18 protein-coding genes are annotated in these 25,411 nt (G+C 44.3%); 9 read left to right on the top strand and 9 right to left on the bottom strand.

From position 1 onward, the window contains the following. The first annotated feature begins 73 nt into the window (after positions 1–73). On the top strand, positions 74–787 hold the full coding sequence (locus EI161_RS06685) for an RluA family pseudouridine synthase (RefSeq protein ID WP_192524028.1): 714 nt from the start codon (positions 74–76) through the stop codon (positions 785–787). 155 nt (positions 788–942) lie between these two features. Beyond that, complete coding sequence (locus EI161_RS06680) at positions 943–2,442, top strand: flavin-containing monooxygenase (protein WP_225735259.1); 1,500 nt, start codon at positions 943–945, stop codon at positions 2,440–2,442. Between the two features lie 19 nt (positions 2,443–2,461). Here EI161_RS06680 and EI161_RS06675 read toward each other — a convergent pair whose 3' ends face one another. The 3 genes from EI161_RS06675 to EI161_RS06665 form a co-directional block, all read right to left on the bottom strand. After that, positions 2,462–3,403 (bottom strand): NAD(P)-dependent oxidoreductase, encoded by a 942-nt coding sequence (locus tag EI161_RS06675; RefSeq protein WP_192524027.1) that lies wholly within the window; start codon positions 3,401–3,403, stop codon positions 2,462–2,464. Positions 3,404–3,598: 195 nt separating this feature from the next. Further along, positions 3,599–4,573: a response regulator gene (locus tag EI161_RS06670; RefSeq protein WP_192524026.1), complete on the bottom strand. Its 975-nt coding sequence runs from the start codon at positions 4,571–4,573 to the stop codon at positions 3,599–3,601. Between the two features lie 72 nt (positions 4,574–4,645). Further along, a complete protein-coding gene (locus tag EI161_RS06665) occupies positions 4,646–6,961 on the bottom strand; it encodes a sensor histidine kinase (RefSeq protein WP_192524025.1) in 2,316 nt (771 codons plus the stop codon). Between the two features lie 652 nt (positions 6,962–7,613). On the opposite strand from EI161_RS06665, the gene rapA reads away from it, so the two are divergent. Together rapA and EI161_RS06655 are read left to right on the top strand one after the other, a co-directional pair. Beyond that, positions 7,614–10,502 carry an RNA polymerase-associated protein RapA gene (gene rapA, locus EI161_RS06660; RefSeq protein WP_192524024.1) on the top strand — a complete coding sequence of 963 codons (2,889 nt, stop codon included), beginning with the start codon at positions 7,614–7,616 and terminating at the stop codon, positions 10,500–10,502. A gap of 382 nt (positions 10,503–10,884) precedes the next feature. Continuing rightward, positions 10,885–11,787 carry an acyl-CoA thioesterase gene (locus tag EI161_RS06655; RefSeq protein ID WP_192524023.1) on the top strand — a complete coding sequence of 301 codons (903 nt, stop codon included), beginning with the start codon at positions 10,885–10,887 and terminating at the stop codon, positions 11,785–11,787. 164 nt (positions 11,788–11,951) lie between these two features. Here the strand turns inward: EI161_RS06655 and mutY are convergent, their stop codons facing one another. From mutY to EI161_RS06635, 4 genes are all read right to left on the bottom strand, one after another. Next, positions 11,952–13,211, bottom strand: a complete 1,260-nt coding sequence (gene mutY / locus EI161_RS06650) for an A/G-specific adenine glycosylase (RefSeq protein WP_225735258.1) — start codon at positions 13,209–13,211, stop codon at positions 11,952–11,954. Between the two features lie 243 nt (positions 13,212–13,454). Next, a complete protein-coding gene (gene ylqF / locus EI161_RS06645; protein ID WP_192524022.1) occupies positions 13,455–14,411 on the bottom strand; it encodes a ribosome biogenesis GTPase YlqF in 957 nt (318 codons plus the stop codon). A gap of 173 nt (positions 14,412–14,584) precedes the next feature. Beyond that, positions 14,585–17,599 (bottom strand): DUF2339 domain-containing protein, encoded by a 3,015-nt coding sequence (locus EI161_RS06640; protein ID WP_192529268.1) that lies wholly within the window; start codon positions 17,597–17,599, stop codon positions 14,585–14,587. Positions 17,600–17,752: 153 nt separating this feature from the next. After that, the gene (locus EI161_RS06635) at positions 17,753–18,490 is read right to left on the bottom strand and encodes a dienelactone hydrolase family protein (protein WP_192524633.1); all 738 of its coding nucleotides are present in this window, start codon (positions 18,488–18,490) and stop codon (positions 17,753–17,755) included. Between the two features lie 239 nt (positions 18,491–18,729). On the opposite strand from EI161_RS06635, the gene EI161_RS06630 reads away from it, so the two are divergent. Then, positions 18,730–19,263, top strand: coding sequence for a YcgN family cysteine cluster protein (locus EI161_RS06630; RefSeq protein ID WP_413038393.1), 534 nt, complete (start codon positions 18,730–18,732; stop codon positions 19,261–19,263). Positions 19,264–19,346: 83 nt separating this feature from the next. Here EI161_RS06630 and EI161_RS06625 read toward each other — a convergent pair whose 3' ends face one another. After that, positions 19,347–20,639, bottom strand: a complete 1,293-nt coding sequence (locus EI161_RS06625) for a DUF4105 domain-containing protein (RefSeq protein ID WP_192524635.1) — start codon at positions 20,637–20,639, stop codon at positions 19,347–19,349. A gap of 478 nt (positions 20,640–21,117) precedes the next feature. Here EI161_RS06625 and EI161_RS06620 point away from each other — a divergent pair, with 478 nt between their 5' ends. From EI161_RS06620 to EI161_RS06605, 4 genes are all read left to right on the top strand, one after another. Next, positions 21,118–22,017 carry a CBS domain-containing protein gene (locus EI161_RS06620; protein ID WP_192524636.1) on the top strand — a complete coding sequence of 300 codons (900 nt, stop codon included), beginning with the start codon at positions 21,118–21,120 and terminating at the stop codon, positions 22,015–22,017. Positions 22,018–22,354: 337 nt separating this feature from the next. Next, positions 22,355–23,929, top strand: coding sequence for an apolipoprotein N-acyltransferase (lnt, locus tag EI161_RS06615; protein ID WP_192524637.1), 1,575 nt, complete (start codon positions 22,355–22,357; stop codon positions 23,927–23,929). Between the two features lie 137 nt (positions 23,930–24,066). Next, entirely contained in the window at positions 24,067–24,507 is a 441-nt protein-coding gene (locus EI161_RS06610) for a hypothetical protein (protein WP_192524638.1), read from the top strand. Between the two features lie 435 nt (positions 24,508–24,942). Next, positions 24,943–25,098 carry a hypothetical protein gene (locus EI161_RS06605; RefSeq protein WP_192524995.1) on the top strand — a complete coding sequence of 52 codons (156 nt, stop codon included), beginning with the start codon at positions 24,943–24,945 and terminating at the stop codon, positions 25,096–25,098. On the opposite strand, the gene EI161_RS06600 is transcribed toward EI161_RS06605, so the two are convergent. Next, the coding region (locus EI161_RS06600) for an IS30 family transposase (protein WP_192529267.1) at positions 25,095–25,411 on the bottom strand (317 nt) is incomplete at its 5' end. The two genes, EI161_RS06605 and EI161_RS06600, sit on opposite strands and share 4 nt — an antisense overlap.

Below are 25,411 nucleotides of genomic sequence, written 5' to 3'. Positions count from 1 at the left end.
AGTGTAAGGCGTTGCTTATTTTTTTCAACTATCTCCCAATTCTATACAGCCCCTAATATAAGTAGTTCACTCTATGCCTTTTACCGATAAAGAAATTGACGCCCTTAATATTCAAGAAAAAGCCCGCCCATTTGAGTTTTTTCAAGCATTTGCGCAAGAAATTACCGTCTACGAAGACGATGATATTTGGGTTGTCGATAAACCGGCAGGTCTGTTAAGTGTCGATGGTAAAACACTCAAGGTTAGTTTGCTTGCTCGACTGGAGCGCGCCAATCCAGCGGTGAAATTGATTCATCGCCTCGATATGGATACCTCGGGATTGCTGATCTTTGCCAAAAACGCTGCGGCTCAAACCAATATCAGTAAGCAGTTTATTGAGCGTTTGCCTCAAAAGAAGTACCAAGCACGGGTGTTTGGTGAGTGGGAGAGTGTGGGGGCAACAGGCAAAATATCAGTGCCAGTACGCTATGAACCAAGCACAAAACCGCGCCATATTGTCGACCCTAATTGGTCAAAGCACGCATTAACGCTGTATGAAGTACTGGCACATGAACAATGCAACGGTCAGACAGTCACGCGAGTGCTGTTAAAGCCAGTGACTGGTCGCAGTCATCAGTTGCGCGTCCATATGGTACACGTCGATCATGTCATCATTGGCGACCCTATTTATGCCGAAGGCAGCGCGTTAGATATTGCGCCAAGGCTCAATTTACATGCCCAACAATTACGCCTCAAACATCCCACGCTGGGCGCATGGATGGATTGGGAAAGCCCTAGTCCTTTTTAAAGTTAATCATTTTAAAGTCAGTCATGCAAAGACAAGGATCGTATTATGCTTGATATTACTACCGCTAAGCAGGCCGTTAAAAAACACTTTAAACCCAAAGAAACTTCGACAGGCTTGCCTGCAGATTATGAGGTGCTGGTATCGCAGGCATCAGTATGGCTTGTCATCTCCAGCAACAGGTGGCGCAAAAACGTCATCCACATTTTTTTAATCATAAGCACTCTAAAAAGAAACTGCGAACCAAAAAAAATAATAGTCAGCGCTTTTTAATCATAGAAAAGCGAGCCGATTTGGGTGGTACATGGGATTTATTTACCTATCCTGGTATTCGTTCTGATTCTGATGCGCTGACCTTTGGTTATAGCTTTCGCCCATGGCTCAACCATAGAATGCTGGCAAAAGGCGACGATATTAAAAACTATATCGCTGACACTGCACGCGAGTTTAAGGTGGTAGAGCACATTCGCTATCAGCACGAGCTGCAGCAGTTATCGTGGTCAAGTAGTAGCCTGCAATGGACCGCGTTGATTAAAAATCATATTAGTGGCGAAGTATTTAACCTAAGCGCAAACTTCGTGGTCGGAGCGACTGGTTATTATGATTATGAGACTGGCTATCGTCCTTACTTTAAAGATGAAGAAAATTTCAAAGGTGAGATTGTCCATCCACAGCATTGGCAAGATACGGCCTATGATGATAAAAAAGTAGTCGTCATCGGTAGTGGAGCGACAGCAATGACGCTGATACCAGCGTTAGTTGATAAAAATGGTAAACAATGCGCGCGCCACGTTACTATGCTGCAACGCTCACCGACTTATGTAGCCAGCGTACCGGGCGATGATCATGCGCTTGATTTGCTATCAGGTAAGTTCTCTCCTTTGTCAAAAGCGCAGGCCTATACCTTGCTACGCACGCGCAATGTACTGTTTCAACAAGGGGTCTATCGAGCTGCGCTTCACGCACCAAAAATCATGAAAGCGCTGTTAAATCATAGGGTCAAAAAAGAGCTCAAAGGTAGCGGTGTCGATGTTGCCCACTTTAAGCCTGCTTATAATCCGTGGGAGGAGCGTTTGTGTGCGGTGCCTGATAGCGACTTGTTTAAGGCGTTGCATAGCAAGCGCGCTGAGGTCGTTACCGATACGATCAGTCATTTTACCCAGACGGGTATCGCCTTAACATCAGGCAAGCATTTGGATGCCGATATCATTGTCACTGCGACCGGTCTCAAATTACAGATGCTGGGCGGTGCTGCGTTATATGTTGACGGTCAAGCCGTCGATGTAGGTTCGCGGATGACCTATAAGGCGGTGATGCTGGAGGGCGTACCAAATATGGCCATTATGTTCGGCTATACCAACGCTTCTTGGACACTAAAAATCGATTTGGCCTGCCAATATGTCCTGCGCTTACTGAATTATATGAGTAAAGGCAATTATAAAACAGTAGTGGCGCAGGCTAAAAATGAGCATCAGCAAGTAAAGGTGCAGCCAGATACGGTACTTGGCGCGCTATCGGCAGGTTATGTCAGCCGTGCCAAAGATGAGTTGCCGAAACAAGGTGACCGTTATCCGTGGCGCGTCAACAATAACTACCTAACCGATCGTGTCATGCTTAAATACCGTAAAATCAAAGATGAATGGCTGCACTTTACTTGATAGTAACTTGCTAAGCTCTCTAATTCTGTTCGATAAAGTCAGTCACTTGCTTGCTTAGTATTTGCCACAAGGTGTCTTGAGCGCTTTTACTGCCCCAAGCGTTATGCGGGCTAAATATCACCCGTGGATGATTGGCAATGGTTAATAAAGGATCGTCATCGATGACGGGCTCTTGCTCAAAAACATCACTGGCATAGCCGATGATTTGCTCGTTATTGAGCGCATCAGTCAGCGCTTGGCTATCAACGATACCGCCACGGGCGACGTTGACGATGAGTGGTTGCTTGGCCATTTTTGCTAGCGTATCTGCATTAATCAAATGCTGGGTAGCATCATTTAGTGGGCAATGTAAACTGATGACATCAGCACGAGCTAGCACTTCGTCAAAGTCCGTATAGTTGTCATTACGCGGCGCTTGCCCTTGATGCTCCGCCCATAATACCGTCATGCCAAAGGCGCGGGCGATGTCAGTCACGCGTTTACCAATAGTACCGATGCCAATAATACCCAGCGTTTTATCTTCCAAATCTATCAGTGGAATATCAAGTAGGCAAAAATTACCGTTATCAGCCCACGTGCCATCGATGGCTTTATTGTGATAATAGATACCCGCACGCATCGCCGCCAGCATTAACATAAAGGTATGTTCAGGCACGCTTTTTACTGCATAACCGGCGACATTATAAAGCGTAATATTATGCTTGCGACAAGCGTCTTGGTCGACGTTATTCATACCAGTCGCAGTCAGTTGAATGAGCTTAAGCTTGGGTAGTTTGGCAATCACCTCGGCGCTAATTTGGACTTTATTGGTGATAATAATGTCAGCGTCTTTGCAGCGCTCGATCATGAGGTCATTATCTTGTGGCGTATCATTATAAGTAATATAGTCAGTCACACCAGTCGGCGCTGGCAATTTGACATTATCAGAAAAAGTACCTTTATCTAAAAAAACGGCTTGCATGATGATTCCTTATCTCGTTGTTATTGTAAATGGGCTCTGGTTATTATCGGCTTAATGTAGCACGTTGCTGTATTTAGTCAAAAGTACAAAGCAAAAAACCTCTACTTCAGCTTGGAAGTAGAGGTTTTGTTTTATTGGACAATAATCTTTTATCGCTTATAATGTGATAAATCCAAGCGCTGTAAAGTTATGCGCTTATAAAGAAAAACGCTTACGCAATTTACCAATCAGACTACGTACCCGACTGCTCAAGTCGATGCGAATATCGTTTTCAGGGTCATGCTCTACTTCATAACGTTTGACCAATTCAGGACTGGCTTTGAGTTTCGCATGATGCTGGAACGCACGATTGACGCTGATTTCGAGCAAGCTTGCGCGCATCGGCTTCGGTAAGCAGCGATAAACTTGTCCTTTGTTAATCAAATCAATCAGCAAGCCAGCGTCTTGAAATTCTGTCTGTACCAAGACTACTAAATGCGGCGCGTCTTGTTTTAAGGTAAAGATAATCGGTGCGATATTCTCACCACTGACGTTGATGTCGGTAATACACACACCGATATCTTCGTTCGCCAAATAATCATAAGCCTCTTCTAAACCTTTGGCGTGCAGTACCTTATAACTGTGAGAGAACTGTTTACGGATTTGCTCAATCAGCTCGTCAGTTTCATCGATGACCAATAGCGTTTGCTTATTGTCCGAGCTATCAATTTGGTCGCCATCTTCGTCTGGGTTATAGGTCAAGGCGATTTCGGTGGCACGACCGACGACGGCGAGCAGCTCTTCAGATTTACACGGCTTGGTCAAATAACGATAAATTTCACCATCATTAATAGAACCAATAATGGCATTTAAATCAGCGTAACCGGTCAATAATATACGCATGGTAGACGGTGAGATGTCTTTCACTTCTCGTAATATATCGACACCGACACGCTCGGGCATACGCTGGTCACTGACCGCGACGTGTACATGGTTTTTTTTGATGTAATCGATGTATTCATTGGGATCGGTGGTAATAAAAACGTCATGCGTTTTACGAAACAATAGTTTCATAGAACGTAAAATACGCTTTTCATCGTCGATAAATGCCAGTTTCGGTTTTGGCTCAGTACTGTTTTCTGGTACATTTGAGTCATCTTCAATTTCGATTTCGTTTTCATTGTCATTCATGATGATATCCTTATGATGAATAATGATAATAAAACTGCCAATAATGATTAAAATTAAAAGCCAACCTAGCGCTTACGCAACTAGGTTTTTCTCTGTTAAATCGTTATTAATAGGTAAAGTCAAAGTAAACGTGGTGCCAAGGCCTTCAGTCGATACGGCTTTAATATCGCCATTATGCTGCTCCATAATCTGTTGACTGATGGCCATACCAAGCCCTGTACCTTCACCTGCGCCTTTGGTGGTAAAGAACGGCTCAAATATTTGATTGAGCACTGCTGCATTCATGCCTTTACCATTGTCGCTGACATCGATATAAACATTGTTGTCATCAGCGCGGGTACGAACGTCGATTTTGCCATCAGGGCTTTGGTCTATGGCTTGCGAGGCGTTATTTAACAGGTTGACCAATACTTGATTGATCTGTGACGGTGAGCATTTAACCTCAGGTGTTGGCGCAAAGTCAGTAACAATCTCTTGATGTCTGATAGAGTTACCCGCGATTTTCAGTGAGGCTTCGATACATTCCCGCACGTCGATGGTTTTTACCTTTGATTCATCGAGACGGGCAAAATTGCGCAAGTTAAGTACCATCTCAGTGATCTGTTCGACGCCAAACAACGAATCTTTAATCAGCTCTTTTAGCTCAGCTGACAGGTCATCTTCTTGGATTTCATCAGACGCACTGACAATCTTGGCCAATAATTTGTCGATTTTGCCATTGGTTGCCCCAGCATCCGACTTGATACCTTTTAGCCCTTGTACCAATTCGATCAATTCCTCGTATTGCTCAGTCAACTGACCGATAATCTCAAGGTTATTTTGCACATAAGACAGAGGGGTGTTTACTTCATGGGCGACGCCTGCCACCATTTGACCTAAAGTCGCCATTTTTTCTGAACGAATCAATTGCAGCTGTGAGTTTTTCAGCTCTTTTAGCGTATCTTGCAGCTCAGCGGTACGCTCTTCAACTTTAATCTCGAGCTGTTGATTGATATTGGCAAGCTTCCCTTCATTGGATTGAATTCGATCTAATAGATCATTAATAGAGCCGTTGACCAACCCAATCTCGTTGCGACCTTCAGTGAATTTAACCGAGCTTAGCTTATTGTATTGTTTATTATCGATCAGGTTTTCTGCTTGAGAGATTTTATCGGTGGTCTCTTTTAACGGCTTAAATGCCAAATACGTCAGCATAAAGTAAATGACACCAGCCGTGAGTAATAGCGCCAAAGCGATCCAGTTGATTAAGTTTTCACTCAAGTTATCGGCGATGGCGTTAATTTCAGCATCAGGTTGTACAACGATGAGCTTCCAGTAAGTCTCAGGAATCTCAAAGACATAGGCTTGGCTGCCATTATAGTAACTGTCTTTTGCCAACTCAAAGCTCTGCAATAAGCGGCTATCCATCGCGTTTTGCTGATTCTCACCGTTATTTAAGTAAGCCGCATAATTGACCAAATAATAACCTTTTGCCGTACCAGTTTCGGCTTTATCAAGCGTGGTCAGTACTTGCTGGACTTGTGGCGAGACGCTGGCGGCGACCCGCTCGATAGTCTCGTTACGCTGGGTTTCTAAGAAGTTAAGCACCGGTTGCCAAGCGGGATCTGAGTTGATGACTTGTTTGATATCAAGTGGCGTACCGCTCTCTTCATCGATATAGCTTAGGCGCTCAGGGTTAGACGAGGCGATAACTTTATCACTGTTATCCAATAATAAAATGTAGCCTGAACCCGAGCTTTCGCTTAGCTTTACGATATTTTCTTGCAGCTGATTAAGGGTGAAGTTAACGGTACTGGCGCCCCAAAACTGATTGTCACGCTCGATGGCCACACCGCAGCTCATTGCCAGCTCGCCTTTGGTTTGGGTGGCGCGAACATGGTTCCAGATACAGCTGTCAGGCTTGAGTAGTTTTAAGACGCTAAACCAATCTTCTTGATAATAAGGATTAGCTGGGTTGGGATCGCTTAGTACCGCTTGATAGTCACCGTTTTGACGTACCATCAAAAACGGATGGGTGGCAGTATTAGCCCCAAGCGCACCGTTTTCAGGCCAAATTCCACCACTACCCAATAGGTTGTAATCTCGCTTATCAAAAGCATTGGCCGCACTGGCTTGTAGAATCGCCTCTTGTGGAGGCAAGGTTTGTGCGCTTTGCTGCAATAGCAGCGCACTACGCATCACCCGATTGATATCGGCAGAGATACTATTAACCGCTGTATTACCACGTTCAGCCACCAGTTTTGCGGATTCAAGGCGAATTTTTTCATAGCCTTCTTTATCAACGACATAAACAACGACCGCGAGAACGACCGCAAAAGCAATAAATAAAATAGTAGTAACTTGGGTACTAACTTGGTTGAAAAAACCAACCTTTTTGGAGTCACTCATGGTGGTGTTTGTCCTTGGGATTAGGATGTACAAAGGAGATTGTCAAAGCTATGTGCAGGTTGTAATCAATCATGTGGGATGCGTAAACTTACTTAAAGTGAGATATCAGTTACTACAAAATACTGAACTATTCACTTTCAGGCCTATCACTTTAAATGATAGTTTAATGGACTTCATAAACGTATGATTCATAACTTAAACGACTATAAAAGGTAATATGATGCCCGTAAATACTGGGAGTCATTTAATAAGCGTTCGAGGTTGTTTTTAATAAATCACTTGGAGGACTTAATATAATGTCGGTAGTAAAAAGAAACGTTATATTTCATATGTTAACAATATAGAAACAATTAAATAATAACAATATTTTTTCTTTACTTGCGAGTCGTTATCTTATTGTTTTATAAGACCAACTTATGCTTGGGTTTGGCATATTCTTGTCCAAATTTGCTCTTGAAAAGCCAACTTAATGCACTCATCTAGGCGCTAACGTTATATAATGCTCTGCTGTATCGTCCGACCTAGCCATGAGCTGGCGTTATCCGATATTGCCAATGACTATCAGCATATTAATGATACTGAATGGGTCATTATGGCTCGCATCATTAGCCATCTATTTTCTTATCACCTGAGTACAAAAAGACATCGCCCTATGACTATCTCTATCGCTTCATTGCACAGTACCGAATTCACCGTTGGTCAACGCCATTTATCTGATACGGAGTCCGAGCTGGGCTTAGGGGTGGTCATCGATGTAGATGATCGATGTGTGCATATTCTATTTCCGCAAAGTGAAGAGACGCGTGTTTATGCAAAAAACTCTGCGCCGTTATCGCGCGTGGTGTTTAAAGTTGGCGATAGTATTTCTGATCAAGCCGGTAATACCTATACGGTGACGGCGGTCGAAGAAGTGATGGGCGTACTCAAATACAGTGTCGACGAGCATGAAAAAGGGATAATGGAAACCCGACTGGCGGCCAATATCACCTTAGCAAAACCACTTGAGCGTTTGCTCGCTGGTCGTATTGAGCGTGGTGATTGGTATGAGCTACGCCAAGATATCTTGCGTATGCAATCAGCGCTTGCCGGTCATCCGCTCAAAGGTTTGATGGGTGCACGTGTCGATATTATTGAGCATCAGCTTTATATCGCGCATGAAGTTGGCAAACGTATCGCGCCGCGTGTCTTGCTCGCTGATGAAGTTGGTTTGGGTAAAACCATTGAAGCGGGTCTGATTATTCATCAGCAACTACTGACGGGTAAAGCTGAGCGCGTACTCATTCTGGTACCAGACAGTCTGCAATATCAATGGATGATTGAGCTGCGCCGTCGTTTTAACCTAAATTTTGCCTTGTTTGACTTGGTACGTGCAGCAGCCATTAAAGAGCATGACCCTGAGCAAAACGTTTTTGCTACCGAACAATGTATCATTGCCGGTATGGATTTATTGCTTGACCATCCTGACTTATATGACCAAGCCATGGACGCAGGATTTGATTTATTAGTCGTTGATGAAGCGCATCATCTGCATTGGGATGAAGCGCAAGGCGGCAATGATAAGTATGACTTGATTGTCGACTTTGCCGAAGAAACGGCAGGGGTTATGTTATTGACCGCCACACCTGAGCAGCTTGGGGCACAAAGTCACTTTGCTCGTCTGCGTTTATTAGACCCTGATCGTTTTGATGATTTGGATGAGTTTATTGACGGTCAAGAAGCCTTTGCAGAAACCGCAGCGGTTGCAAGCGTACTAATAGAAGATAAGCCGTTAAATGACGGTCAAATCGCGGCATTAAGCAGTCTGCTAGATATCAGTCTCGATGAATTATCGACGATTAATGATGACGAAAAATTACGTACTTACGCGCTCAATGAGCTACTAGACCGCCACGGTACTGGGCGTATTTTGTTCCGCAATACCCGTGAAAGTGTTAAAGGATTCCACGGACGTAGCAGCCAGCCTTATCCACTGCCATTACCTGAAGCATGGATTGATAGTTATCAAACCAATGGTAAATTGCGTGAGCAGCTATGGGGTGAAGAGAACCAGCCTGATGGTGGCTGGTTAGAAGATGACCCACGTGTGCCTTGGTTGATTGATATCTTAAAAGGCGAGCTTAAGCATAAAAAAGTGCTGTTGATTGCCCGTAGTGGTGCGACCGTTGAGAGTTTAGAGGCGGTATTGCGTCTGCATGCTGGTATCAAAACGGCTATCTTTACCGAGCAAATGACCCTGCTTGAGCGTGACCAAGCGGCGGCGTTTTTTGCCGATAGTGAAGGCGCGCAGATATTGTTATGCTCGGAGATTGGTTCAGAAGGGCGTAACTTCCAGTTTGCAAGCCAGCTGATATTGTGGGATTTACCCGCCAATCCTGATACCTTAGAGCAGCGTATCGGTCGTCTAGATCGCATCGGGCAAACGCAGCAAATTATGCTACATATACCGTATGTACAAGGCACCGCACAAGAGCGCCTTTATAAATGGTACAACAATGCGCTCAATATGTTCAATCAGATTTCACCGACGGCGCAAAGTGTACAAGAGCAATATATTCAAGAGTTGAAGCCGATGCTTGAAGGGGCGGATACCGACGCGAACCGTACCACGCTAGAAGATATCATCAGTGAAGCAGCGCAGACCCGATTGGGATTAGAAGCCCAGCTACAAGCAGGTCGCGATCGTCTATTAGAGTATAACTCGTGCCGTCCGCGCGTTGCTGGACGTATCGCTGATGCCATGCGTGATTTTGATGGTCATAATCTACTGCCACAATTTATTGAGCGTTTCTTTGCCTCAGCCAATATCGAGCATAATATTCAGCGCGATGGCTCTTGGGTGATTGCACCTATCGATAGCACCGAGATTAGCGATTATATCGATGGTTTACCGCTTGGTGACGAAGACGGTATGACGCTGACATTCGAGCGTGAGCAAGCGCTACAGCGTGAAGATATTGAATTTATTACTCATGAGCATCCATTGATGCGCGCGATTTATGAGCTGGCGAGCACCAGCACCTTTGGTAATACCACGGTTGCGATGCTAAAAAGTGCCGCCGTACCGCAAGGTATGGTGTTGCTAGAAGTGAATTTCCGCGTAGAGGCCATTGCGCCAAGATTGCTTAACTTGCCTGCGACCTTAACCACACAAAATATCCGTGTGTTTATCAGTGAGCAGGGCAGTGACTTATCAGCGCGTATCAGTGCGGAGATGATTATGCCGCATATTGAGCGTTTGGATAAAAACCGTGCGCGCCAAGTGATTAAAGTGCGCGGCGATGTGATTGAGCAGCGTTATTATGAAGCTGAAGATATAGCCCGTCAGCAGTTAGTGGAGATTGGTGAGCAAGCAAGTGCCCGCTTTAGCCAGCAGTGGTCGCGTGAAATCAAGCGTCTAAAGCATCTGCAAACCATCAACCCTAACGTACGCCCAGAAGAGGTGGAGCGTTTAGAGCAGTTACAAGCGCAAGGTGAGCAGGCCTTAGCCAACTTATCCCTAGTCCCAGATTCTATTCGGGTACTGGTGGCAGTGAAACCGTAAGTCTATAGAGTAATATAAAAACGAGGTGTATAAAACATCTCGTTTTTATACTTTATGCCTCTTGATGCTTTTTATTACTTCGTTTATCGTATTGAATTCTTTTTGCTTTATATAAGCAGAGTGATATTCGCAAATCAGCGCGGTCGCTAGTCAAAGCCCACAATATTGGTTAAGATGTTTGACCTTTGGTTTTATAATGAGCTTTTAGCTATCATTTTATGGGCCATTTAATCGCTTTCGTTCAGATTACGGCCACGCCCTACAATTGATTTTATTTTGGATTAAAACGCCCCATTGGCTTAAGCTATACCGTATTGATATCGTTTGGCGCTTATATCTAGATGCTTAGCGTTTTTGATAAAAAATAAGGAAACATATCGTCATGTCCGATTATTCGCAACTGATTGATGAGCTGCTGGCTACCGTGGCGCTTATCGAAGTTACCCCTGATGTCTTTGAGGGTAAGAGCCATGACTATGTTGGTGCCCGTATTTTTGGTGGGCAAGTACTCGCCCAAGCGATTATGGCAGCATCGCATACGTTGGACAAAGACAAGCCCTGCCATTCATTACACGGCTACTTTTTACGTGGTGGTGACATCAATCAGCCAGTGATTTATCAAGTGCGCCGCTTGCGTGACGGCCGCAGTCTATCGGCACGTGAGGTGACAGCGATTCAATATAAAGAAGTACGCGGTAAAGCACCTATCGAGCAAGTGATATTTTCGATGATTGCCTCGTTTTCGCCGATGGAGGAGGGCTTGGAGTATCAAGAAGATATGCCCGTTTATCCGCCACCTGAGGACTTGCTCGCTGAGCAGGATTTAAAAGAAGAGTATGTGGGTAAAGTGCCAGACGCCCTCAAAGCTCGATTTATGCGTCGTCGTCATGTCGAGATTAAACCGGTTAAACCGCGTGATCCGATTCATCCGGAACCAATGAAGCCCAAGCAGGCAAACTGGCTGCGTATTCATGAATTGGGTAATCAGCCAGTAGCCATTCAGCAAGCGCTTTTGGCATTTTCATCCGATTTTTATTTGGTCGGCACAGGGCTCATGTCACATGGGGTTAGCTTTATGACCAGTGGCTTGCAAGCCGCTAGTATCGACCATTCGATGCATTTTCATCGTGATTTTGATCTAAATGATTGGATGTTATATGACATGTGGAGCGATACCACGTCCAATGCTAAAGGGTTGAATCACGGGCAGTTTTGGCAAGACGGCAAGCTGGTTGCCACTGTGCAGCAAGAAGGCTTAATGCGCTTACGTGTGCCGAAGTCTTAGCGCTAACGCCAGTGATAAAGTACGTTAAATAAAAAAGCGACTTAGCATGATGTTAAGTCGCTTTTTTCATACGGTATTAAGTGATTTTCAGTATTTATAATCAAAGAGCTTATATCAGCAGTACCGTTAGGTTTTTGAGATATTTTGACTATAGGTATAAATACTTATTCCAAAATCTTAACCATCGCTCGTGGCAATCCAAGCGTTGCCTGTGCGGCATCACCATTTAGCCAATTCACATTAATCTCAGCAGCTTGCAATGCTTCGGTTATATCTTGCGCTTGCTTATCATTTAACGTAATGGATTGCGGGGTTAAATACCAATGAAAGTGAGTCAATGAATGTTTAATCGGTGCGTCATCTAACAAGGTTTTATTGACGGCTTTTGCATCCAATTTATTTTTATCCAGCCACTCATTAATAATTTGCTCAGCAGTAGTAAACTCTGCTTCGTATACTTTTTCATTGCTAGCAACTTTTAATGGCTGATTACCAGTCGCTGCGCTTATTTTATCATCTGTATTTTTGCCATTATTTTTATCAGCAGCTTTAGCATTCACTTTGCCGTTAATCTTTTCTACAAATTGTAGCGGCAAGCTCCACAGACCGCCCCAAATGCCATTGTCAGGGCGCTGTAGCCACAGTATTTTGCCATTTGTATCTTCAATTAATAATGCATTGCTAAACTTACTTGGCTTGGGCTGCTTTTTTGCTTTAACGGGATAATCGGTTTCGCGTCCTTGTGCATGGGCAATGCAATCCTCTTGTAATGGACATAATAAGCAAGCAGGTTTGCTACGGGTACATAAGGTTGCGCCCATATCCATCATTGCTTGCGCGAACAGTCCTGAGTCATCGACAGGCGTTAAACGCTCAGCCAATGTCCATAACTCTTTGGTCGTGGCAGATTTGGTAATATCGCCATCGATGGCGGCCCAACGCGTCAACACGCGTTTAACATTGCCATCGCAAATGACACCATAACGATGTAGCCCCATGGCCATAATCGCCCCAGCCGTTGATGGCCCAACACCTGATATCGCTTCCCAACCAGCTAGGGTCTGTGGAAAGTCACCAGTCTCATTGATAACTTCGACTAGTTGCTTTGCGCCTTTATGTAAATTACGCGCCCGCGCATAATAGCCAAGCCCCGCCCAATGTTCCGCTACCGTATCCCATTCAGCTGTTGCCAAATCTTGTACCGTCGGAAACGACGCCATAAAGCGGGCAAAATAGGGCAACACTGTCGTTACTTGCGTCTGCTGCAGCATGACTTCGGACAGCCAAACGATATAAGGGTTGGGCGTGTCGGTTTGGTGTTGTTGCCAAGGTAAATCATGGCGACCATTTTCGGCGAACCAATCGAGAAGGCGCGGGGCGAGGGAGTTGAGAGAGGTTGATGACTGAGAGAATTGGGTAGGCAAGAGTATTCCTTGTAAATTGAACAGGGATATATAAAGTTTGGGGTTAAGAGTGTGTATGGGGTGTAATACGATTGATGCAAGACAATAGTAGATGAGCTTCGTTATTAGTACCGTAGGATGAAATAATCATTGATTATATTGTTTGCCAACTAAAATATGAGCAGATTTTTAAATAAGTTAAAGGTAAGTAATAAAATATAAAAGGTGCGCTAGGCGCACCTTGCCAGCTATGTTAGTGAGCGTTTACTTCCGATTCTTCCGCGTTTTTAATCGACGTAGGCGTTTCTCTTCTTCTTTAGCCAGCCTTTTTTCTTCAGCGGCGAGTCGTTGCTCAGCGACGACGAGTTCTTCAGCCTCAGTCATGGCTGGGGTTTCGAGCGTAATACGTCCAAGCTTGCCGCTACGCAGCTCATTCACCAAAATCTCAGACATGCGATAGGTATCGACTTGATTGCCTGCGCGTACACAACCGCGATTACGCCCCGCCATTTCAAAAAACTCCCAGTCTGTCTTGGGCAGTTCGTCAATTTTATAGCGCGATTTTAATAGCTCAGGATAGGCACTTAGCAAATATTCAGCGGTATAACCCGCGACATCATCGAAATCAAACGCGGTATCACGAATACCGCCCGTTGCGGCCAAGCGATAGCCAGAGTTTTCGTTTTCAACCTTTGGCCATAGCATACCAGGCGTGTCATAGAGCATGATGTCATCGTCAAGTTTAATCAGTTGCTGCGATTTGGTTACCGCTGGCTCATCACCAGTCCTTGCCACGGCGCGTCCCGCTAAGGTGTTAATCAAGGTGGATTTACCGACGTTTGGAATACCCATAATCATGGCTTTGATTTGGCGACCGGTACCGACTTTATTGGGCACAAGTTGTTTACAGATAGCAATGATACGTTTTACATCATCGGCTTTATTATTATCACAAGCGATTGCTTTGACGCCATCTTGCTGCTCAAGATAATCCATCCACGTTTGGGTCAATTCTGGATCAGCAAGGTCGGCTTTGTTCAGAATTTTGATGACTGGTTTTTCGCCACGTAGTGCTGCAACCATTGGGTTTTCACTGCTATAAGGAATACGGGCGTCAATCACTTCGATAACCACATCCATCTGCGGCATAATTTCTTTGATTTCATTGCGGGCTTTGTTCATATGCCCAGGGAACCACTGAATACTTGCTCTCTTATCCATCTGCTTTTATAACCTTTTATAAAAAATGCTAAAAGTAAGACTAGGACATGCTCTAGCGTCATTTACTTTTTAATGAGGTTCAGTTTACTACATAAGCAAGGTACTGATGCTAAAAAGTACGGATGCTAAAAAATGCTGACGCTATCATTTCAGTTGACGCTCACCTGAAACTATTATTTACCTTCGTCCACTAGGTCATCATGCGTGGGCGGCAGCGGTGCTAAATAACCAATCACCAATATCAAGCTACCAGCACCAAGGAAAGATACGACCCGCCAAATCGCCTCGGTCTGGGATAAATCAACCAAGACCAATTTTAAGACAACGATACCTAATAGACCAACACCCATAAACCATAGCGTTCGCTGCCAATAGCGACTGGCGATAACAGTCGCGACTAAGGCGATTAGCGTCCACGAAATCGTCAGTCCTGTCTGTACTTGCTCACTACTCCAAGCGCCACCCACCCATAGCGGGGTGTCAATAAAAGCGTGCAGGGTTCTGACCAACATACTGGAGACTATCCAAAAGCTAATGAGTACTAAAAAAGTCAGTAAAGTGTCACTTTTATAAATGCTTTTTAATAGATTTGTGGGATGCATGCTGTGTGGTTGACGCAGTAAATAAACACCCAAACCGTAAAATACCACCAGCCATAACGTTACATCATAGAGGTTAAACAGTGGAATATAAGGGAGTCCCCAAATCACACCATCATAAGAGAAGTTGGTAAAAATAACCCAGCACAATGTTAATGGCACAAAGATTTTGGCACTGCCTAACAGTGCACCTTGCCAATCAAACCAATAAGGAGCCAGAGGTAAGGCTGGTATTTTCGATTGTGCATGGCTGTATCGAGCGATGCTATAACGATAAGTCCCCCACAGTCCAGCCAGCATAAGCGCAACGGGAACCAAAATAGTTGTCACCCCGTCTGAATCAGGCAATCTATAATGTAGCACTTCTGCTAAAACTATAATTCCAGTACCAAGCCAGCTGGCGCTATCGTAACCTTTTAATTCAGAATCGTTATTATCATAGCTGTGCCATGTTTTTATCCAACCTTGCCCAAGCACCAACCAGCCAATGCATAACGTCATAAGTATCGGCCAATGAAACGTCGTCCATTGATAGTCAAACTCATACTTTTGTGGCAGCTGAAATATCAATACAGCATAAAACAGCAGCAGTAAACCATGGCTAAATTGTCTAATCTCGTGCCACGAACGATACTGATTTATTATCCAATAAATGAGTAAGCTTGCTAAAGTGGCTAGCGCTATCAGTGCTGTCGTTGCCAATTGCCAGCTGGTGAGCCATTGATCAAAATCAATCATCAAGACGTAAAGTAGCCAGCCCATCGCGGTAAAGGTCAAAAATCGTATCAAAGTTGGATGTTGCCAAATCAGTTTAAACGCCGTACTTTGGCTGTTGATACTGGCAAGCCATTGCTGAGCGGCTGTCTCGCTGATGCCTAATATCTTGCTAAACTCTGATGTTGTATGATTAGTGCTAACTGAGTTTTGAATTTCTTCGTTGTCAGACAAAATAGGCGAGTTGCTGGCACGTAAGATGAAAACGCTAGCAAGCGCACTAATGGCAGAAATGGTTAAAGCGAGTGTGGGATAATGCTCAATACCAATGACGAAATTATTTAACAGTATACCAATGCTGATGAGCTGTAATAATAAGCCGAATAATACTGACCACGCACGTAGCGAGCGCCGCCCAAACCATACCAACGCCAGCCCTTGTACCGACCAGCCAAAAGCTATCCATTCGGCATTTAACGCTAGCGGAATTATCAAGGCTAAAAACCCAAACCCTAATGCCAACATCCCTTCAGTGATTAAGGCATAGCGCTGACTACGCTGAATAAACGTCCAGCCAAGTCCTAGATATATCGCTGCTAAAATAGCGCTGGTGATGGTCAATGCGTGATTGATATCGTGTAATAGCGCTGAAAATAAGCCAAATGCTAATATCGGTACTGAAAATAGCAAGCCGGTATCGATGGGAAATAAATAGCCATTATTGGCGTTGTTAACATCTTCTTGATTAGCAGTATTATAAGCAATGATCTGTTGGGCGTAGCGAATGACGACAAACAGATAGAGAATCAAATGTAACGCTACCAGCAGCACTAAAGCCCAGCGCTGATTATCAATAATTGCTATTAAATTCTCCGTGAGCCCCCAATAGTATGCCAACCCAAACGTCACGCCTACACCCAATAAATTTAGCATTTTCCAAGTACGGTAATGGGCAATAACGGCAATAGTAATATTTAATAATAAGTAATAACTGAATAGCGTTACTAAATTACCGATATCACTACTGGTCAATATGGGGGCAAAAAACCCACCAGATAAGGCTAATAATGCTAAGGGTAAGGCGTTTTGGCGCACTGCTAAGCCAATCGTAATGGCCGATAATATACCAAGACCAATAAAGCTCGGCACACTTGCTAGCACCTGATAAACGCTATAGGCAAAAAAAGTCGTCAAATAAGCAATCGCTAAACCAGCGCCTTGCAAAGTGATACCGTAAGCAAAGCGATTTTTTGCTAATTTTAGGCCTAGTCCTGCTAGCCCTAAACCAATAATTCCTATGGCAATGAGCTTTACGGTAATCGGTATTTCGATATAGTCGCTTAATAAGCGCAGCAATAACACCACGCCGACCAGTAATACTAAGACACCAACACGAACCACTAAATTGCCACCAAAAAACCAGTTTTTAATGGAATGGATCAGAGAGGTGACGATAGGGAGTGAGCGCTCATCAGGCTCTATAGTAGAATTGGGTTTTGGTACCTGCGGCTTTGCAGGTCGGTTTTTGATAGAGTCAAAAGGCGGTATAGCTGAGGCGGGAGAAGTGGCTTTCGCTTCTTGAGATGGTGAATCGCTTAAGCTAGGAGGCCAGGTGCTTGGCGTGACATCAGCTGCTTGTGCCGATGATAACTCAGAAACATTATCTTCTGCTTCTACGGTATTAATAGCGATAGAATGGTCGAGATTTTCTATTGGCGTACTATTTTTATGCTGTTTACTCTCAGCTTGTAATTGCCTAATGTCGCCGCGTAATTGTTTAAGCTGCTTATTTATCTTAGCGTATAACGCGACCACTACGGTCAATAGAACAATAAAAGCCAGCCAACCCAGCTGGTTGATAAATAGGTATAGCATCCTCGTCACTCAATCCATCCGATAATAGAGTGATAATGACGTTATTTGACGATAAGCACAAGACTGGTCATTCTATTGCAACAATAAGGGCAGCTTAAATAGTAAGCTGCCCTTATTGTTGTGTCGTTATCTATAATAAAAAACTATAAAGCTTTATGCCAAATTAGTTTTCATAAACTCCAACATATTTTCCCAGCTTTGCTTAGCCGCAGTTTCATTATAACCAAGATCTACCTCGTTTTTGGCAGCGCGCTCGTCGGCATGTGGATTGGTAAAGCCGTGCTTGGCGTTATCATACACATCGATCGTGTAGTCAACATCGGCAGCGTCTAGCTCAGATTTTAGACCTTCTATCGCTTCCATAGATACCATCGAATCATCACGACCGTGGGCGACCAATACTTTGGCGGTGAAGTTTTTGTCCGCTGGCTGTTTTGGTGATGGGTTACCGTGGAAAGTAGCGACTGCTTTTAATGGCATGGCTTCGCGCGCCATATCGAGCACGACTTTGCCGCCAAAGCAAAAACCAATCGCTGCTAAATTGTCGCCATTAACTGCCAACTGGTCACTGAAATCATTGAGGATTAAACGGCAGCGGGTCATAAGCATGTCTTGATCGGCAAGGACTTGTTCCATCCACATGTTTGCCATTGCTGCATCGGTGGTCAGTTTGCCGTCACCATAGACGTCCATCGCCACAGCGGCATAACCTGCTTTGGCCAAGCGTTCAACGACTGATTTTGGATGATCGACCACACCCCACCATTCGGGGGCGACCAAAATACCTGCTACAGGATTTTCATCTGAGGCGTTTTCTGGCAGCGCAACATAGCTGATAAGCTCAACCCCATTATCGGTGGTACTGATTAATTCAAAGGTTTTAATTGACATATTATTGTCCTTTTTTATGTTATGAGTTTTACGTTAAAAATGTTATTTGTCTGCTAAATTTCAACAAGCTCTTTATTTTTAATTTATCGTTTTCCTTACTTTTACTACCTTAACGCCCATGTTAAGCAAAAACAGCTATAATACTGTAACGCTCTTTATCAAAATGCTACGGCAACTTTATGACACTAAATTTGTTACACAACCATGAGGCCAACTTAGATGCTGGTATTAGTGTAGATATGAAGCCTCAGGAAAAAATCGAATCAAAACCAGATAAGCTTTCACTACTAGATGCGTCAGCGACCGATGCCTTGCGCCCGCAATTTTGGTCGCGTTTTACGCTAGCAGAATTAAACCATAGCGAGTGGGAAGCGTTATGTGATGGCTGCGGCAGTTGTTGCCTTATTAAATATATGGACGATGACAATGAAGAGGAGGTCGTAGAATATACTGATGTGACTTGCCAGCTTATGAATTGTGCGACGGGCTATTGCCAGCATTACGATACGCGCCAAGAGCATGTGCCAGACTGTATTCAGCTGACGATTGACAACCTACCAGATATGATGTGGCTACCGTCGCACTGTGCCTATAAACGCTTGTATAAAGGACAAAACTTGCCGAGTTGGCATATGTTATTGACACAAGATGCGGTGGTGACCCAGCAACAAATGCGCGCTGCTAATGTTGGCGTGGCTGGGCGCTGTGTTTCTGAAATAGGCATGTCTGATGAAGATATGGAAATGCGCGTGGTCACTTGGGTTACGCCTTAATCAGGCTATAGTCAGTTCTAAACCACCACTGGTGCCACATTTGAATGTTTAACAGACCCTAAAAAATACAGTACAAATTGCTATCACTGCGAAGCCTGAGCAGCAGACTTGGCTTTTGCTTCAGCGCCAGCTTGCGAATCAGCCAGTGGCGGAATCGGGAGATCCTGACGAATTTGCCGTGAAAACTCACTGCTATTACTATTACTGTCAGACGCTGGGTTAATTTGATTGTTAAAATCGCGAACCTTGGCATTGATATGGGTGCGCTCATACCACGTATCCATCGACCATGGCTGCCCTTGCTCTTTAGTATCGGCATCCAACATCCCGACATCGTATAGATAATTTGGTAGCCAACCAGATACCCAAATCCGGTAATCCCACGGTAAACGATCGCCACTGATAATACGCGCCATATAAAAAATAATATTGGTACAATTACTGATTAACGTATTGTACCAAGCGGGCTTGGCATTCAATTCATCGGCAGCGGTCAAGTAAGATTCAAACAACTCCTGAACCTCATGCTGCTGCAAATGACTGATGGGAAATAGATACACTTGCTCACCGCGCGCGTTACTACGGGTATAAATAATATCGCGCTCTTCTGCGGCGATTAAACTCAGCTCAAAACGTCTAAAAAATCCTGCAAGGGCGGAAAATGTTTCGTCACTTTCTTTACGAATCTCAAACGAGAAGGCCAGCGGTCGATCATCTTCAAAACGAAAACTGACCAAGGTATGGGCAATCAATGGTCCCATCCAATAAGAATTGGTCACATCGACGCCAGACAGTTTTGACATATCGATGGTGCGCGTCTCCCAGCGTTCAGTCGCTTCAGTGTTGGTCTGCCAATCAAAGTTACGTACGTTGGTGAGAGTGATTAAATCAGGATTGTTCGCATCACGCTCGTAAGTCACGCGCTCACTCACCTCAGCCATCCAATCGCGCTCTTGTTTAGGCTCAATAGAGAAAAACCAGCCAAGCCCAATCAACCAAATACCAGCGTATAAACCAGTGAGCCATTTCGCTGCTACTTTTTGGTTTGTTTGATTATGAGCTAAACACTGGTCATTTAGCCGCTTAGTGTTTCTCGGCCAATAACGGATACCAAATAAAGCGACCAGCACCCCAGCGATGACAAGGGTTACTAGCCATGTCGTGACTGAGCGCAGGCCAAATTGATACCAAATGGCCATCAGCAACCAAACCGCCGACAGTATCAGCGTCAGCGCAATAAGAAACTGCAAAAGATAACGTCGCCACTTAGATGTTGGCTGTTTAGGATGAGATGCTTTATTGTCTAAACCATTTTCTGAATGATGGCCAGTTGAGCGAGACGAAAGCAGGCGAGAAAAAAAGGTACGTAGCGACATAGGTTTTACTTTGAGGAACACAGCCTTTGACCATAGCAAAGTTTATAACACACTGACAATACAATTTGAGTGAATTTGTCGTTGAATGTCGCTAAGCCTTGCGATAAAGTGGAGCTAATTTATACTGGTCTACTTATTGATTATTATTTATCGGCTCCTATTTATAGTGAATTCGATATTAAAACGATACAGCGGGAATGGGATGAATTTTACGTGGCCTCTGTCGGCGTAGGCACAGCAAGCCAGAAAAATTCATACCAGTTCCACGTTGGAATATAACGTATTTGTTTTATTTGGAATCGACTATATTAGGTGCGCTTGTTATATAGTTATTATGGATTAGGGCACTACTAATGAGCGAACTGTTTTAACGCACAGGTTTTTATTTAGGTCATTAATCCCCATTTATGTTTTCTCTGTTGCTTTTTTTAATTGTTATTCTAATTGTCATTAACTAAAGAGGTTAAACCACACCACCATGTCTGACGACACTCCCAGCCCGAGTAGTTGGTCGATGCGAGGCTTAAAACGCTGGCTATCGACCGCCCCCGAAACCCGTGATGAACTGATTGGTTTAGTGCAACAGTCGCGCCAGTTCTTAGAGCCTGATACGGTTGATATGTTAGAAGGCGTGCTGGATTTGCCGGCGACACAAGTTCGCGAAATTATGACCCCGCGCCCCCAAGTGGTTGGGCTGCATGAAAGCACCAGTCTGGCTGAAGTGATGGATATCATCCTTGAGACGACTCACTCGCGCTATCCTGTTTTTGACAGCCAAGACGATGATGCCGTGATTGGTATCTTATTGGCAAAGGACTTGATTCCTATTTTGGTGCATATGGTACGCGATCAAGAAGATAAAATTGATAGCAAACGCCTCAGAGATTTGGTGCGTCAGCCACTGTATATCAGTGAAAATGCGCGTTCTGACACCTTGCTACGCTCCTTGCAGCGTACTCAAGTGCATATGGCAATTGTCGTCGATGAGTTTGGTAACTTTGGCGGTGTGGTAACGATGGAAGATTTACTCGAGGAAATCGTCGGTGACATCGTCGATGAGCATGATGACTTTGAGGAAGACAGTGATATTAATAATATCGTCGCTGATCCTGAAAAGCCAGATACGTGGCGCGTGCAAGCGTCGACAGTGATTGAAGATTGTAACGACGAGCTTGGCTGTCACTTTGATGATACCGATGTCGATACCATGGGCGGTTTGGTCATGCAGGCGCTGGGTTATGTCGGTGATCTAGAGGGCGAGAGCGTGGTGATAGATGATTGGCAAATCACTATTACTGATGTTGAAGGGCGTTTTATTCAAAATCTTGAGCTGAGTAAAGTCAATCCTGAACAGCAAATATTGATAGGCAGCCACTAGCGGGATAATGGGCTTAGGCTGTGTCTTCAATCGGAACTGAACTTTCAAAATCAGGACATGTCTTCCAATAAAGATAACCGTACAAACACCAATAAAAACACGATTGCGGTCGTGTTTTTTTTATTTTCAAAATAGCGGTTGTAAGTCGGCTTTTTTGCAACGCAAATTTACCCATTATTTTAAACAGACTGGTATCATGGGCGGGTTTGATTTTTAGGCACAGTCTTTGTGAACTTTGAAAGTGTTCAACAGGCTCTCGTCACAATATGGCGAGCGCTATATCAAACATTAAATGAACATTTAAAATGATTGAATAATACGATTCTGGATAATTGCTATGCGTCTGTCTACGGTTGATTTGCAAAAACGTCTAAACCCCGATAAGCCAAAGGGCTTACCGATGGGGCTGACGGTATTGATTGCTTGGCTGGCGGGGGCGGTATTTATATTCGCGCTTGCACCCTACGGTATCTGGCCGCTAGCACTGGTATCGCCTGCTATTTTGTATGCATTATTGATACCTGATATGAGTGGCAAGCGTGCTTTTCTTATCGGTCAGGCTTATGGTACGGGGCTATGGTGTGTAGGGGCGTTTTGGCTCTATACCTCTATCCATGTTTATGGGGCGACGCCTGCATGGCTTGCGCTGATTATGATTGCGCTGATGGGTCTTGGCATGGGGCTGTTTCATGGCTTTTTGGCGCTGGTCTTTAATCGTTTCGTCGGTAAGCAGCCGTTGTCTTTTGCCGCGCTGTGGATATTACAAGAGTGGATGAAAACCTGGTTGTTTACTGGCTTTCCGTGGTTGTTCGTCGGCTATGCTTTTACTGAACAGTATTGGTTATCGTCATTAGCACCAGTGGCTGGCGTGTTCGCGGTGTCTTTTGTCGCCGTATTATTAGCAGCAAGTGTGGTGGAGCTACTGCGCCGCCGTAGTGGTTATATGATTCCCTCGCTAGCGTTGTTAGTTGTTAGCAGCGTATTGTGGCTGGTTAATCCACAATGGACCAAGCCAAAAGGAACGCCTGATTTATCCGTCTCATTAATCCAAGGCAATATTCCCCAAGATTTAAAATGGCTGACCGAATACCAAATAGAGACCTTGGAGATCTATGCGACGTTGACACGAACCGAGTGGGGACGTGATATTGTCCTATGGCCAGAGTCATCGATTCCGATGTTTCAGACCGAGGCCGTGGGCTTTATCAACGAGATGGTCAAAATGGCCAAAGAGACCAATACGACTTGGGTCACCGGTATTCCTTATAAAGATGAAGCAGGTTTTGATGCTAGTACGGATAAATATCCGCCTTTTTATAATAGTGTGATTGCGTTAGGATCTGAAGCAGAAGGACTGTATAAAAAGCAGCGTTTGGTGCCCTTTGGCGAATATATTCCATTTGAAGGTATGCTAGATATTTTACCCAATTTGGCAGGCAGTCAGGATATTATGAGCTATAGTCGTGGTAGTGATGAACAGTCACCACTACGCGTGCGTGGACATAATTTAGGGGCGGCAGTTTGCTATGAGGTGGCCTATCCTGATACCACACGCAAAAATGCCATCAATACTGACTTTTTATTGACCATCTCCAACGATGCATGGTTTGGCACTTCAGCAGGTCCGCTGCAGCATTTGCAAATGGTACAGATGCGCGCATTAGAGAACGGCCGCTGGTTTATGCGGGCAACCAATACTGGGGTGACGGCTATCATTGACCATAAAGGCCGTATCATCGAGCGTGCACCGCAGTTTGAGCGGACAGTATTACGCGGTGATATTCAGGCGCGGGTGGGTAATACTCCTTTTATGCGCTTTGGCAATTATCCTATCTTAATCATTATTGCGCTTTTGCTATTATTAAGCTATCTTGGCAAGCGTGCGACCCCGCGAACGCGTTTGGTCAAGTAGTGGAAAATGATAATATAGTTTGGTTTTAAGGTTTTTTAATAATAAATCCATTAAATAGTTAAGGGTTTTAACAAATCGATATAAATTGCGATATAATAGGCCAATATTTTAAATATTTTGTGCAAGGTGGATAAGGTATGTCAGAACATATTGTCGAAAACAACCCTAAGAAAGAGTTTTTGTTTGCCTTGGGCGGCGTTGCTTTATTCTTGGCTATCGTCTTACTTATCGGCATCTCAGGATTTCTGCGCCCAGCGGGTGAACATATTACTGCTGAGACTACCGAAGAGGTAGCTGCCGCAGAAGCGACTACTACTGAAGATGATGCGCCAGCTGAAACTGCCGCCGCACCAGCAGAAGAGGTTGATGCAGCCGCTACGACTGATGCACCAGCCGATGCCGATGCCACTCCAGCAGCAGATACCGACGGCGCTGTCGTTGCTGCTGAATCTGGCACAGCAACCGCTGAAGGTACCGTTGATCAAGCGGCAGTTGCTGATACTGATTTGACCACTGAGCAAGCAGATGGTGATTTAGAGGCGGGTGATGCCGCTGATGACACGGCAGTAGCACAGTAGTTTTTAGCTTTTTCATACCGTCACACAGCGCTACAATTACTAGACCTTTTGCAAAAGTACCAGTTCATTGACTTCAACTGACGAAGTTACAAGGGCTAGCGATGACTTATGCAAGAGGTCTACTATGTTATTTATATATGGTTAGTTAAAGACGCGAGTGATACAGCGACGTGTAAGAGTCAGTGTGGTTTAAATCGTTGATTTAGTTGTGTTGTAAGTACAGCGCTATAAGTAAAATAGCATCGTCATCGATATTAAAAAAACTCGCCCTCATCCAATGAGGGCGAGTTTTTTTGTGGGTATTTGTGTAATTACTAGATAACTTTTTCTTTACTTGGTTATAACCAAGTGAAACAATAATGCGCCTATATGACCGCTTATCGGAAGAATTAGGCGTTTAGTCATTACAACAGTGGTCTTTAAAGGAATAAAGTTATGAGTATAGAGTCAAAATCGGAGGCTAGCGCTGCTGAATTGGCAGCGTTAGACAATGGTTTTATGGGACACCCCAAGCCGTTACGTCCGTTATTTTTTACCGAAATGTGGGAGCGTTTTTCTTATCTTAGATTAACACACCAAGTGCAACGCTAAATTATATTATAGAACACCTGATTGGGCGTTTTAAACCCTAAGCGTTTTCTTGGTCTGTTGTTTAGTTTATTCTCAATGTCCTGTATCTCATTATCAGAGACTTGTCTAAAGTCACAACCCTTAGGCAAGAACTCTCTGATTAATCCGTTGGTATTCTCGTTGGTTCCTCGCTGCCATGACGCATAAGCATCGGCAAAGAAGAAAGCGCTAAAGAGCTTTTGTTTCACCTTCTTATGCTGAGCAAACTCTTTACCATTATCAGAGGTAATGGTCTTAACCTGCAACCTCACTGGCTTTAGGATACCTATCATTG

This window comes from Psychrobacter sp. FME5 (genome assembly GCF_014861375.1).
Classification (GTDB): Bacteria; Pseudomonadota; Gammaproteobacteria; order Pseudomonadales; family Moraxellaceae; genus Psychrobacter.
Note: the sequence above shows the minus strand (reverse complement) of the source record. Positions and strands in the feature narration are given on the sequence as shown.

What these genes read in the sequence shown, in the direction of transcription:
- EI161_RS06675 (WP_192524027.1), bottom strand. Translation starts at nt 3,403, where the DNA reads ATGCAAGCCGTTTTTTTAGATAAAGGTACTTTTTCTGATAATGTCAAA.
- ylqF (WP_192524022.1), bottom strand. Translation starts at nt 14,411, where the DNA reads ATGGATAAGAGAGCAAGTATTCAGTGGTTCCCTGGGCATATGAACAAA.
- EI161_RS06640 (WP_192529268.1), bottom strand. Translation starts at nt 17,599, where the DNA reads ATGCTATACCTATTTATCAACCAGCTGGGTTGGCTGGCTTTTATTGTT.
- EI161_RS06635 (WP_192524633.1), bottom strand. Translation starts at nt 18,490, where the DNA reads ATGTCAATTAAAACCTTTGAATTAATCAGTACCACCGATAATGGGGTT.
- EI161_RS06665 (WP_192524025.1), bottom strand. Translation starts at nt 6,961, where the DNA reads ATGAGTGACTCCAAAAAGGTTGGTTTTTTCAACCAAGTTAGTACCCAA.
- rapA (WP_192524024.1), top strand. Translation starts at nt 7,614, where the DNA reads ATGACTATCTCTATCGCTTCATTGCACAGTACCGAATTCACCGTTGGT.
- EI161_RS06655 (WP_192524023.1), top strand. Translation starts at nt 10,885, where the DNA reads ATGTCCGATTATTCGCAACTGATTGATGAGCTGCTGGCTACCGTGGCG.
- EI161_RS06605 (WP_192524995.1), top strand. Translation starts at nt 24,943, where the DNA reads ATGAGTATAGAGTCAAAATCGGAGGCTAGCGCTGCTGAATTGGCAGCG.
- lnt (WP_192524637.1), top strand. Translation starts at nt 22,355, where the DNA reads ATGCGTCTGTCTACGGTTGATTTGCAAAAACGTCTAAACCCCGATAAG.
- EI161_RS06630 (WP_413038393.1), top strand. Translation starts at nt 18,730, where the DNA reads ATGAAGCCTCAGGAAAAAATCGAATCAAAACCAGATAAGCTTTCACTA.
- EI161_RS06685 (WP_192524028.1), top strand. Translation starts at nt 74, where the DNA reads ATGCCTTTTACCGATAAAGAAATTGACGCCCTTAATATTCAAGAAAAA.
- EI161_RS06680 (WP_225735259.1), top strand. Translation starts at nt 943, where the DNA reads ATGGCTTGTCATCTCCAGCAACAGGTGGCGCAAAAACGTCATCCACAT.
- EI161_RS06625 (WP_192524635.1), bottom strand. Translation starts at nt 20,639, where the DNA reads ATGTCGCTACGTACCTTTTTTTCTCGCCTGCTTTCGTCTCGCTCAACT.
- EI161_RS06610 (WP_192524638.1), top strand. Translation starts at nt 24,067, where the DNA reads ATGTCAGAACATATTGTCGAAAACAACCCTAAGAAAGAGTTTTTGTTT.
- EI161_RS06620 (WP_192524636.1), top strand. Translation starts at nt 21,118, where the DNA reads ATGTCTGACGACACTCCCAGCCCGAGTAGTTGGTCGATGCGAGGCTTA.
- EI161_RS06670 (WP_192524026.1), bottom strand. Translation starts at nt 4,573, where the DNA reads ATGAATGACAATGAAAACGAAATCGAAATTGAAGATGACTCAAATGTA.